Origin of the sequence: Mycetocola sp. 2940, assembly GCF_040548835.1 — a bacterium.
Classification (GTDB): Bacteria; Actinomycetota; Actinomycetes; order Actinomycetales; family Microbacteriaceae; genus Mycetocola_A.
In genome coordinates, this window is sequence record NZ_JBEPSK010000004.1 from 290,546 (window position 1) to 302,243 (window position 11,698).

Consider the following 11,698-nt stretch of genomic DNA (forward strand, 5'->3'; position numbering starts at 1 on the left):
ACAGGACGGAGTTAGCCTGATCCCGGTTTCGAGGAATCGTTCCCCCGGACCAGCGAACTGACGACGAATGATGGAGCCCACTTGTCCGCATCATCCCTGGAGACGCCTCACGCGGTCTCCCCACCGCCGGCCGGTAACCCCCTCCGGCATTGGCTGCTGGAGGGGCTGGTCGACAGCACGGGTTCGCACCAGGGGCCGCACGCCCGCAGCGCCAGGCACACACACTCGTGGTGGCGGGTGATGTGCCTGACCGGTGTCGACTACTTCTCGACCCTCGGGTACCAGCCGGCGATCGCTGCGCTCGCGGCCGGGCTGCTGTCGCCGCTCGCGACGATCGTCCTGGTGCTGTTGACCCTGCTGGGCGCCCTGCCGGTGTATCGCCGCGTCGCACGGGAGAGTTTCAAGGGTTCCGGGTCGATCGCCATGCTCGAACACCTTCTCCCATGGTGGGCAGGCAAACTGTTCGTCCTCGTGCTGCTGGGATTCGCGGCCACCGACTTCATGATCACGATCACGCTGTCAGCGGCGGATGCCACGGCTCACGCGGTCGAGAATCCGTTCGCCCCCGAATGGTTTGAGGGCAACAACGTCGGCATCACCCTCGTGCTGATCGGGCTGCTGGCGATCGTCTTCCTCAAGGGTTTCAAGGAAGCCATCGGCATCGCCGTCGCCCTGGTGGGAATCTTCCTCACCCTGAACCTCATCGTGATCTTCGTCTCACTGGCCCACATTGCCGAGAATCCCCTCGTGGTCAGCGACTGGTGGACGGCCCTGACCACCCAGCACGGCAATCCCCTGGTCATGGTCGGCATCGCGTTGATCGTCTTCCCGAAGCTCGCGCTCGGTCTCTCCGGTTTCGAGACCGGTGTTGCGGTGATGCCGCAGATTTCGGGGTCGCCGACCGACACACCGGAGAACCCGGCCGGTCGGATCCGCGGCGCGATCCGGCTGCTGACATCCGCCGCGATCATCATGAGCGCATTCCTGATCGCCTCGAGCATCGTCACCACGTTCCTGATCCCCGCTGAAGAGTTCCAGGACGGGGGAGCAGCCAACGGTCGGGCACTGGCCTACCTGGCGCACGAGTACCTGGGCGCAAGTTTCGGCACCGTTTACGACATCAGCACCATCTGCATTCTCTGGTTCGCCGGTGCTTCAGCGATGGCCGGCCTCCTGAACCTCGTACCGCGGTACCTCCCGCGGTACGGGATGGCGCCGCAGTGGGCGCGAGCCGTGCGGCCCCTGGTACTGGTGTTCACCGTGATCGCCTTGTTCGTGACCATCGTCTTCGACGCTGACGTGGATGCGCAGGGCGGGGCGTACGCGACCGGCGTTCTCGTGCTGATCACCTCAGCAGCCGTCGCGGTGACGTTGTCCGCGCGCCGCAAGAGGGAGAAGAAACTGACGCTCGGATTCGGCGCCATCGCGCTCGTCTTCATGTACACGACGGTTCTCAACATCGTCGAGCGTCCCGACGGCCTGAAGATCGCGTTGCTTTTCATCCTGGGCATCGTCCTGATCTCGGCGATCTCGCGGATACGCAGGTCGTTCGAGATCCGCGCGACCGAGGTGACGTTCGACCCGGCGGCGCGGGCTTTCATCAACGAGGACGCCGAACGCGGCGTCATCCGGATCATCGCCAACGAACCGGACGACGGCAGCGAGCAGGAGTACCGAAGCAAGAACGAAGCCGAACGCCGCTACTCCCACATTCCGAGAAATTCGAGGATCATTTTCCTCGAGGTTCTCACCGCTGACTCCTCGGAGTTCGAAGAGGAACTCGTCGTCGAGGGCAAGGTGAAGCACGGCTACCGCGTTCTCACCGTTCGGAGCGGCAACATTCCGAACACGCTCGCGGCTGTGCTCCTGGAGATTCGGAACCTCACCGGAATCGTGCCGAACGCGTACTTCGAGTGGACCGAGGGAAACCCCATCTCCAACATGCTGAAGTTCCTGTTCTTCGGAACGGGCGAAGTCGCACCGGTCACCCGGGAAGTCCTTCGGGAAGCCGAACGAGATGCGAAAGTACGACCCAACATTCACGTCAGTTAGGGCGAGTGGGCGAAAGGGCCCCGACCGGCACCGGGGTACCGGAGACCGTCACCGGTCGTTATCGTGGGGCGATGGCGTCGTTCACGGTGGACTTCTTCAGCAGCCTCGACGGCAACGGGTCGGCGAGGGGCTGGCCCGGGTATTGGGGGAAGGAAGGTCCTGAGCTTCTCGAGGACCGGGTGCGGACCTTCGCGCAGGATCAGGTGCTGGTGTTCGGTGCCACGACGTTCCGGGAGTTCAGGACGTTCGTGGTCGAGTACGACGAGCCCTACTACGACAGCCTGAACAGGCTGCCGAAGATCGTGTTCTCACGCACGCTTCCCGAGCCGCTCGGGTGGGCGAACTCGACAGTCGTGCGCGAGGACGCCGTGACCACGGTCGAACGTCTCAAGCGCGAGACGGATGTCCCGATGCGTTCGCACGGCAGCATCTCTCTGAACCGCGCCCTGCTTGCTGCCGGACTCGTCGACAGGCTCGAGGTTATGGTGTTCCCGGCCATCACCGGGCGGGCCGGTACTGCGGCCCTGTTCCGTGACGGGCCGGAGTTCGACCTCGAGCTCGTCGAGTCGACGGTGCTCGACGGTCGCACCCAGAAACTCGTGTACATCCCCCATGTGCACGAGGGTATCCCGGAGGGCGTGGGGCCGCGGCGGCGCGGCGAATAGACATCCGGGACCGAGCGGACGGTGGCAGACTGTTCGTCTTGCCCGCTAGGTTGAAGCCAGCGACCGGGGAAGAGGGGAAGTCACTGGTGAATCGCAAAGGGAGCTCCCCCAGCGGAGCATTGGATGTGCAGCATCCATGGTTCATCGGTGGAGCACTGCTCCTGGCGACCGTGATCCTCGGCGCCGTCGCGGTCTCCCGGATTCCGTATTCAGCGGGGGTGCTCTCGGCCTTGTGCTGTTCGCCGCCTCGTTGCTGGTGTTCGCGTTCGGTATTCGCGGGTCCGGAAGCGTCACAGCGCGTCGCCCTCTCGGGACCACGGCGTTGGCTGTTCTCGCTGCCTGGGTCTTGCTCGACCCCGTTCTGTCTGCCATCTTCCGATCGGAGCTCGCAGGGGATGTACTCCCGGCGGCTCTCACCGTTTTCAGTACCGTTGATCCGTATGTCCGGTTCGCTCTGGCTTTGGTCACGGTCACCCAGATCGTTCGATCCGGTGTCGTGCCGGCCCCATGGAGCTGGGCACCGGCATGGGCGCTGGCAGCGCTCACACTGTCGTGGCTGGTCTCGGCGATCGTTACAGCTACCGCAAGCCCTGGGTCCGACATGAGGGCGATCGTCGCCGTCGTCACTGTCGACGGACTGGTCCGGGTGAGCTGCGCCGTCGTTCTCGGCGTCCTCGCGATCGTGCTCGCCGACCGTTCAGGCCGGACAGCTGCGGTGCCCGTGCTGTCACCGTCGGACGTCCGGCGGTAACGCCTGGGTCAGTTCCCGCTCGGGGCTCGTCCCCGCGCGGCTTCGGTGTCGCGCATCGTGATCATCGGGACGCCGACGCCGTAGGTGATGAAGTCCCCGGCCGGTCGGACTGCGACGCCGATCAGGGCGCCGTCGGAGCCCTCGTCGCCCTGCTTCACGCCCTTCGTCAGCGAGGCCAGCGCGACGGCCGGGATCCGGTTCGCCGGGACGACATCGGCGACGCCCGAAAACGTGATGGTCGCGGCGGGCACTGTGATCCATGGCAGAAGCGGTACCCGTTTCGGAATCGTCACGGTCACGGACACCTCGGGATGTACGGCGATGTGGCGAGCCGTCCACGTGTTCTCACTCGTGGTGAACCACAGCGTCCGGTCCACTGTGTATGCCACCACGCCTGCCGTCCGGGCCTTGCCACGCGCGGAGACCATTCCGATCACCATGAAGTTCTGCTTCTCAAGCACCCGCCAGACATCGTCGGTCGTCAGATCCGCCATGATGCCTCCCGGGCCTCGCGATCGCCCCAAAATACTGCAGGTCGCCTCGCAGCGGTACCCTCGCCCTTCCGGCGGAGAACCAGTCGCGGTCCGAGCGCCGGTAGTGTTCAGGTCATGGAGTGGTGGAGCGTCGTGTTGGCCGTCGCCGGTGGCGTCCTGCTCCTCTGGCTGGCCATGCTCGCCGCACTGGCGTGGGTGTCGCGCGGACAGTCGGAAAAGATCAGGATTCTCGACGGGCTCCGACTGGTACCCGACGTCGTGCGTCTGACCCGGCGCCTGGCGGCCGACTCTTCGATTCCGCGTGGCGTACGCATCTGGCTCGGCCTTCTCCTGGCTTATCTACTGCTGCCGATCGACCTGGTTCCGGATTTCATTCCGGTGATCGGATACCTGGACGATGCAATCGTTGTCGCAGTGATTCTCCGCTCTGTGACCCGCCGTGCGGGTGCAGAGGCACTGGAGCGGCACTGGCCCGGCACCCCCCAGGGCCTCGCAGCGCTTCGAGCAGTCGCTGGACTCACCTCGAGGGAAGTCCGCGAGCCGGGTCAACCGTGAGCTCCACGGTCATTCCCACGGTCATTCCCACGGTCGGTTCGCACGCGGACCGACCATGATCTCGCGGAGTTCCTGCAGCGGCAGCTTCGGCACCCGGTCGGAGCCGACCAGCCCGTTGGTCTCCTGCAGGGTGTCGGTCAACTGGGTGTAGCAGTATCCGGCGAGGGCCCCGCTGGCGTGGATTGCGGTCATCAGCGAGCGCAAGCGCGCGCCGAAGTCAGTCGATGACCTCGCGGCGGTGTAGCCCCAGGCGTCCTCGGTCCGGTGAACGTCGTAGGAGATCCCGCCGAACTCGGTGAGCATGACGGGGAGCTGGCTGACGTCGCCGCTGAGCACGAGCCTGCGCCCTGCCGGTCCGACACCTGAGACGAGTTCGTCGACGGTGGCGCGGTCGCGGTAACGCTCGCGCATCACGTCGCCGTCCCCCTCGTAGTCATGGATGGCGAGGATGTCTGTGTCGGCTTGTTCCCACCCGTCGTTCGACACGACAGGGCGGGTGGGGTCGAGAGCTTTGGTGAGGTGCACGAGGGCGCGGGCGAAGGAGAGCATGCGGTGGTCGTGGGCGATGTGCTGCACGCCCCAGCTTTCGTTCAACGGCACCCAGGTCACAATGGAGGGGTGCGAGAAGTCGCGGTGCACGACGTCAAGCCATTCACGGACTGTCCGCTCCACGGCGATCGGGGTGAAGGTGAACGTGGCCGGTGCTTCCGCCCACACCATCAGGCCCAGCCGATCCGCCCAGAACAGGAACCGGGGGTCCTCGAACTTCTGGTGCACGCGAGTGGCGTTGAAACCGAGGTCCTTGATGAGTTGGACCTCGTCGCGCAGAGCGTCAGCCGAGGGTGCCGCCAGGTGGGACTCCGGCCAGTAACCCTGGCTGAGAACGGACCGGACGTAACGGGGGCGGTCGTTCAGCAGGAAGAGCCGCCGTTCGACCGCGGTTGACCGTATCCCCAGGTACGATGCCACCGAGTCCGATCCGGCATCGTGCCGAACGTCGATGCGGGCGTCGATCAGGCGCGGGTGCTCAGGCGACCAGAGCAGTTCCTCGTACGCCTGCCCGTTCGTCTGGCCGCTCAGGGAGAGCACGACTTCGACCTCGGAAGCCTCGGAGTGCACCGTTGTTCGAGCCAGGATCGTGTCGCCGTGTCGGAGTTCGATGTTCACGGAGGCACCGCCGACGGACGCAGCGGTGAGCCCGACGCGGGCGTGGACGTGCGCCGCCGCCAGGTCAGAACGCCAGTGGATCCACTCGACGGCCACCGTCGGAACGGATTCGAGCCAGACGGGCTGCCAGATCCCGCTGGTGCGGTGGTACCAGATGACGTGAGGATGCTCGCGCCAGTCCTGCTTGCCGCGCGGTTGAGCAACGTCGAGCGGGTCGTCTTCGACGCGCACCACGAGGTCATTGTCGCCGTCCGGATTCACCGCGTCGGTCACGTCGAAGGAGAACGGGGTGTGACCGCCCTCGTGGGAACCGACCTGCTGGCCGTTGACCCAGACGATGGCCCGGTAGTCCACCGCCCCGAAGCGGAGCATGAGGCGGCGGCCGGTCTCGTGCCCGGCGGCGGCGAGGTCGCCGGCGGTCAGCACCCGGGAATACCAGAGCGCCTGATGAAAGCCGGTGTCGTGCACCTCTGACGCCGAGGACTCCGGGGGGAACGGCACGATGATCGAGTCGTCGAGGAGCGGCTTTTCGTGCCACCGTTCCCGAACCCCCCGGTCGTCGTCGTCGAAGGCGAACTTCCAACGACCGCCGAGGTCTTTCCACTGCGAGCGGACCAGCTGGGGGCGTGGATAGTTGCCGTCGTTCGCACTCGCGAGCGGCAGGGGAACACGGTCAAGGTGGGACATGTCGTCAAGCATGCCCGATTTTTGCAGCGCTGTAAACTACCGGTTCTGCCGGTAGGTGGAGGAGCTCACGGGGCGCTCTCCCGCACGAGCAACTCGTAGTCCACGAGTTCGTGGCGGCCGACTCCGGTGAAACCGCCGACACGTTCCACCAGCATCTCAACGGCGCGCTGGGCAAGGCGGTCCAGGTCGGGCGCGATCGTCGTGATGCTCGGGAAGGTCACGCGGCTCAACTCGATGTTGTCCCACCCGGTGACGGCGACGTCCTCGGGGACGCGAAAACCTCGCTCATGCAATGCCCGCAGGGCGCCGATGGCGGCGAGGTCGTCGCGGCACACGAGTCCGTCGACGCGTGCGCCGGCGTCCAGTGCTGCGCCGACCCCCTGCACGGCACCAGACGGGGAGATCTCCGCGCTGGGGAAGAGCAGGTGCGGGTCAGGCAGGATGCCATGTTCCTCGAGAGCCTGCTGGTATCCCATCATGCGCTGGATCGAGGTGGCCGAGAGCTCTCCGGATTCGTGTCCGGCGAACCCGATCCGACTCCGCCCCAGAGCGATCAGGTGTTTCGTCGCGTCACGGGCGGCTGCGACGTTGTCGATCATGACCCGGTCCACGGGCAGCGGTGCCGCACCCTCGCCGAGGATCACGATGGGCAGGTCGCCGCGGTGGCGGGAGATCTCCATGGACGACATCATCGAGGGCTGGAACAGGATGCCGTCGACCATTCCGGCTTCGGAACTCGCGATGACGGCACGCTCGCCGGCGAGGGTACCGTCCGTCTCTTCGAGCAGGACGCGGTAACCGAGTGCGCCGGCTGCTGCGGAGACGGCACGTGACAGTTCCGCGAAGTAGGGAACGGTGACGTTCGAGAACGCCAGGGCGAGCAGCCCGGTGCGTCCGGTGGCCAGGCGGCGGCCCATCAGGTTGGGCCGGTACCCGAGTTCGGCGATCGCCTCCTGCACTCGCTCCCGCGTCGCCGGGCTGACATGTTCGTAGTTGCGGACCACGTTCGACACGGTCTTCATCGACACGCCGGCGAGGTCGGCGACATCCTGCAGTCGTACGCCCATCAGCTCCCCGCCTCCTGCATCCGCAACGATTGAACAATACACCTTGACAAGCAAATTCCAGCGCTGTAAATTTCGAGCACCGACCGGAAGCCACTTCCGGTCGCCATGATCCCGTCCTCCGGACGCACTCAAAGGAGAGCAATCGCATGAACAAGCCGTGGGCTCGCCGAGCGATAGGTGCGAGCATCGCACTCGTGATCGGCATCGCAGCATCCGGATGCTCCGCATCCGGCGCCGCTTCGGGAGGTGGGGTCACCGGAGACGGTGAGTACACCGGCCCCGACGTGAACGTCACGTTCTGGCATGGCTGGACCGGTGGCGCTGCGCCGACCATCGTTCCTGAGCTGATCCAGAAGTTCAACGCCGAACACGAGAACATCACGGTCAAGGCGGTTCCCCAGGAGTGGGGCGACATCACCGCCAAGATGCCGCTGGCGATCAAGGCGGGCAAGGGCCCTGACGTCGCCGTGCTGCATGGCGACGACCTCGCCACGTACGCGGCCCAGAACCTGCTGCTCGATGCCGGCGGAATCCTCGATGGGCTGGGTTACGCGGCTGAGGACTTCCCGAAGGGCGTCTTCGACAAGGGCAACTTCCGTGACGCGCAGTACGCCGTGCCGTGGAGCGTGACCCCGCTCGGCCTCTACGTGAACAAGACGGTGCTCGCGAAGGCCGGCATCACCGAGATCCCCACCGACGAGGCCTCGTACACCGCAGCGCTCGAAGCGCTGAAGGGCGCCGGCGTAGCCGGCGAATGGGTCGACGGGTATGTGTTCACGGGCACGTTCGAGTTCCAGAGCCTGATCTGGCAGTTCGGCGGTGACATGTACAACGAGGACGTCACCGAGGCGACGTTCAACTCCGAGGCGGGCGTGAAGGCGCTCACCTGGATGACGGACATGGTGAAAAAGGGTTACAGCCCGGCGAACGTTGCCCAGGACGGCAACATCAAGGCGCTGATCTCCGGTGAGACCGCGTTCAACTGGAACGGCGTCTGGCAGACCACCAACACGGCGTTCGACGACCTCGACTGGGTCGCGGCACCCGTTCCCCAGATCGGAGACGAGAAGGCGGTGTGGTCGAGTTCCACGCACTGGGTCTTCCCGGAGAACAAGGGCCAGGACAAGAACAAGACCGCTGCGGCATCCGTATTCGTGAAGTGGATGAACGACAACTCGCTGGGCTGGGCCGAGACCGGTGAACTGCCTGCTGCCAACTCGGTCCGTGAGGACCCGGCGCTGCTGGAGCAGTACCCCAACCTCGAGCCGTTCATGTCGCAACTCGAGTACGCACACTATGAGACCGTCTCGCCCGGCATCTCCGAAGCCAACGCGCAGATCACGCTGGCGCTCAACCAGGCGCTGACCGGCAAGAAAGACCCGAAGGCCGCCCTCGACGATGCGGCGGACAAGGCGAACCAGATCATCACGCAAAACCAGGCCAAGTACGGTGACTGACACCCGAGCCATCGTCGTCGCCCCCCAGCGCACCAGCGCTGGGGGGCGAGGCCCACGCCCCTCCAGGGGCAAGCCAGCCTCGCGCCGCAGAACACTGACGGCGTACCTGTTCCTTGCCCCTTTCCTGCTGCTCTTCCTGACCTTCGTGGTCGGCCCGGCGTTCTTCGGGATCTGGATGAGCCTGACCAACTGGAGCCCGTTCCGCGACGTGCAGGATTTCGTCGGCCTGCAGAACTACATCGATCTGTTCACCCCCGGGACCGTCACCTCCGCCGACTTCTGGAAGTCGATGAGCGTGACGGGCATCTTTATCCTCGCCAGCGTTCCCTTTCTCGTCGTCGTACCGCTGCTGGTCGCGATCCTGCTCAACCAGCGCATCCGCGGTGCCACCACCTTCCGCACCATCTTCTTCGCGCCGTATGTCCTCGGCGTGGCTGTCATCGGCGTTATCTGGGGCTACATCCTCGACACGCAGTCCGGCATCCTGAACCACCTGATGGGCCTGATCGGCCTGCCCTCCAACCTGCCGTGGACCGTCGACGTCCCGTGGGTCTGGGTCTCGCTCGTCGGCGTCACCGTGTGGTGGACCATGGGCCTGAACACGATCATCTTCCTGGCCGGCCTGAAGGGGATCAACACAGACCTCTACGAGGCAGCCTCGATCGACGGTGCCGGCACGAGACACAAGTTCATGAACGTCACCATTCCCGGCCTCCGGCCGGTGATGACATTCATCACGACAACCACGATCCTCGCCTCCGCGAACATGTTCGGTCAGTCCTACCTCCTGACGAAGGGCGGACCAGGCACCGAAACCCGCACGGTGATCATGTACATCGCCGACCAGGGACTTTCGCAGAACAACATGGCCCCCGCCGCGGCGATGAGCTACGTGCTGTTCGCGGCTCTGGCGATCGTCAGTGTTCTCAACTTCCGGCTTCAGCGTGAACGTGTCGAGAAGGGCGCGAAATGACCACGGTACTTCCCCGACGCCGCATGCCGGCGAACAAGGCATGGGCGCAGGCGTTGCTGTACGTCATCCTGATTGCGCTCGCCCTTGTGATCGTTCTGCCTCTCGCGTGGATGCTGATCACGTCATTCAAAACCGACGCGGATGCCGTGCGGGCGCCGTTCTCGCTGCCGAACCCGTTTTCGATCGAGGCCTACGAGACGCTGCTCACATCAGGCCAGCAACCGATCTTCCTCTGGCTGTGGAACAGCTTCGCCGCTGCCACCGTGCAGACGGTGCTGATCCTCGTGACGGCATCCATGGGCGCTTATGCGCTGGCGCGCCTGGAATTCCCGGGCAAGAAGCTCGTGTTCGGCGCGATCATCGCGACCTTGCTCGTGCCGCCCGTGGTCTTCCTCATCCCGAACTACCTCATCGTGCAGAACCTGGGGTGGCTGGATACCATCTGGGCGATCACCGTCCCCGGTGCGGCAAGCGCGTTCGGCATCTTCTTCCTGCGACAGTTCTTCCTGGGACTGCCCCCAGAGATCGAGGAGGCCGCCCGGATCGACGGTGCCGGCGACTTCAGGATCTTCTCTCAGGTGCTGATCCCGCTCGCGCGGCCGGCATTGGCGACCCTGGCCGTGTTGTCATTCCTTGGCAACTGGAATGACTTCCTGTGGCCGGTGTACGTGCTGCTGAGCCCGGAGAACCTGACCCTGCAGCCGGGACTCAACCAGCTCCAGGGCGCGTATTCGACCCACTTCGCCATCGTCATGGCAGGAGCGGTGATCGCCTCGGTTCCGGTGCTGATCATCTTCGGCATCGCCCAGCGCCAGATCGTTGAGTCTGTGGCGGGGTCCGCGGTCAAGGGATGAACCGCTCGATGAGGACGCTGGCGGTTCTCGGGGCCGGATCGCTGGTCGTGGCTGGGATGCTCGCCGGATGTGCACCAAAGCCCGCCCCCGCCCAGCCTCCGGCGCTCGAGCCCTTCCTCATCGACCAGGACTTTCCGGATCCGGACATCATGGAGACGAACGACGGCTATGTCGCCTTCGCCACCAACACCCGCGGCGTGAACGTCCAGTTCGCGACCTCGGACGACCTCGACGGGTGGGACGTCTCGCTTCAGGACGCCCTCCCGCAGCTGCCGGACTGGGCCAGTGTCGGGCGTACCTGGGCGCCGGACGTGTCCGCGCTTCCCGGGGGCGGGTTCATCATGTACTTCGTCGCCGCCCATAACGAGTCCAACCGGCAGTGCATCGGAGCCGCCACCTCGCCCACCGCCACCGGCCCGTTCAGCGCGGTCGGAGGCGACCCTCTGGTCTGCACCCTCGACGAGGGCGGCTCGATCGACCCGTCCGTGTTCAGCGAGAACGACGGCACGCGGTACCTGGTCTGGAAGAACGACGGCAACTGTTGCTCGATGGAGACCTGGATCCAGCTGACCCCGCTCAGCCCGGACGGCACCCAGCTGGCCGGGCCCGCGGTGAAGCTCTTCCAGCAGACCGAAGAGTGGGAGGGGCAGCTGGTCGAAGCGCCTGTCCTCGTCAAACACGAGGACACCTACCTCATGTTCTACTCCGCCAACGATTACGCGGGGGAGGACTACGCCGTCGGTGTGGCATCCGCCCCCGCCCTCACCGGCCCATACGTGAAACAGCCGGAACCTTTTCTGTCCACGGAGTCCAGTGACCGCAGGTATCTCGGCCCGGGCGGTCAAGACATTCTGCACACGTCCGAGGGTGATCGGATCTTCTTCCACGGCTGGGACGAACTGGTGATGTACCGCGGTCTGCACAGCCTTCCCCTGGAGTGGAAGGACGATGTTCCCTCGGTGCGCCTTCCGTGAGG

At 65.3% G+C, this 11,698-nt stretch carries 11 protein-coding genes; 8 read left to right on the plus strand and 3 right to left on the minus strand.

Translation table 11 applies throughout. The annotated features are described in order from the left end of the window. Positions 1–96: 96 nt before the first annotated feature. The 3 genes from ABIE24_RS08370 to ABIE24_RS08380 all read left to right on the plus strand — a co-directional run bounded on the left by ABIE24_RS08370 (position 97) and on the right by ABIE24_RS08380 (position 3,468). On the plus strand, positions 97–2,052 hold the full coding sequence (locus ABIE24_RS08370; protein ID WP_502916262.1) for an APC family permease: 1,956 nt from the start codon (positions 97–99) through the stop codon (positions 2,050–2,052). 71 nt (positions 2,053–2,123) lie between these two features. Further along, entirely contained in the window at positions 2,124–2,717 is a 594-nt protein-coding gene (locus ABIE24_RS08375) for a dihydrofolate reductase family protein (protein WP_354498636.1), read from the plus strand. Between the two features lie 322 nt (positions 2,718–3,039). Beyond that, positions 3,040–3,468, plus strand: a complete 429-nt coding sequence (locus tag ABIE24_RS08380) for a hypothetical protein (protein WP_354498638.1) — start codon at positions 3,040–3,042, stop codon at positions 3,466–3,468. Between the two features lie 8 nt (positions 3,469–3,476). Here ABIE24_RS08380 and ABIE24_RS08385 read toward each other — a convergent pair whose 3' ends face one another. Then, complete coding sequence (locus tag ABIE24_RS08385; RefSeq protein ID WP_354498640.1) at positions 3,477–3,962, minus strand: pyridoxamine 5'-phosphate oxidase family protein; 486 nt, start codon at positions 3,960–3,962, stop codon at positions 3,477–3,479. Between the two features lie 114 nt (positions 3,963–4,076). Between ABIE24_RS08385 and ABIE24_RS08390 the strand changes: the two genes are divergently transcribed. Then, positions 4,077–4,517, plus strand: coding sequence for a YkvA family protein (locus ABIE24_RS08390; protein WP_354498642.1), 441 nt, complete (start codon positions 4,077–4,079; stop codon positions 4,515–4,517). 21 nt (positions 4,518–4,538) lie between these two features. On the opposite strand, the gene ABIE24_RS08395 is transcribed toward ABIE24_RS08390, so the two are convergent. Together ABIE24_RS08395 and ABIE24_RS08400 are read right to left on the minus strand one after the other, a co-directional pair. Then, the gene (locus ABIE24_RS08395) at positions 4,539–6,383 is read right to left on the minus strand and encodes a glycoside hydrolase family 2 protein (RefSeq protein ID WP_354498644.1); all 1,845 of its coding nucleotides are present in this window, start codon (positions 6,381–6,383) and stop codon (positions 4,539–4,541) included. Between the two features lie 53 nt (positions 6,384–6,436). Continuing rightward, positions 6,437–7,438 carry a LacI family DNA-binding transcriptional regulator gene (locus ABIE24_RS08400; RefSeq protein WP_354498646.1) on the minus strand — a complete coding sequence of 334 codons (1,002 nt, stop codon included), beginning with the start codon at positions 7,436–7,438 and terminating at the stop codon, positions 6,437–6,439. Between the two features lie 146 nt (positions 7,439–7,584). On the opposite strand from ABIE24_RS08400, the gene ABIE24_RS08405 reads away from it, so the two are divergent. Genes ABIE24_RS08405 through ABIE24_RS08420 form a run of 4 tightly spaced genes read left to right on the plus strand, consistent with a single transcriptional unit; the run spans position 7,585 to position 11,696 of the window. Next, complete coding sequence (locus ABIE24_RS08405) at positions 7,585–8,895, plus strand: ABC transporter substrate-binding protein (RefSeq protein WP_354498647.1); 1,311 nt, start codon at positions 7,585–7,587, stop codon at positions 8,893–8,895. Further along, positions 8,888–9,868 (plus strand): carbohydrate ABC transporter permease, encoded by a 981-nt coding sequence (locus tag ABIE24_RS08410; protein WP_354498649.1) that lies wholly within the window; start codon positions 8,888–8,890, stop codon positions 9,866–9,868. The genes ABIE24_RS08405 and ABIE24_RS08410 overlap by 8 nt, the downstream gene beginning before the upstream one ends. Continuing rightward, the gene (locus ABIE24_RS08415) at positions 9,865–10,722 is read left to right on the plus strand and encodes a carbohydrate ABC transporter permease (protein WP_354498651.1); all 858 of its coding nucleotides are present in this window, start codon (positions 9,865–9,867) and stop codon (positions 10,720–10,722) included. The genes ABIE24_RS08410 and ABIE24_RS08415 overlap by 4 nt, the downstream gene beginning before the upstream one ends. 8 nt (positions 10,723–10,730) lie before the next feature. Beyond that, the gene (locus tag ABIE24_RS08420; protein ID WP_354498653.1) at positions 10,731–11,696 is read left to right on the plus strand and encodes a glycoside hydrolase family 43 protein; all 966 of its coding nucleotides are present in this window, start codon (positions 10,731–10,733) and stop codon (positions 11,694–11,696) included. Positions 11,697–11,698: the final 2 nt, after the last annotated feature.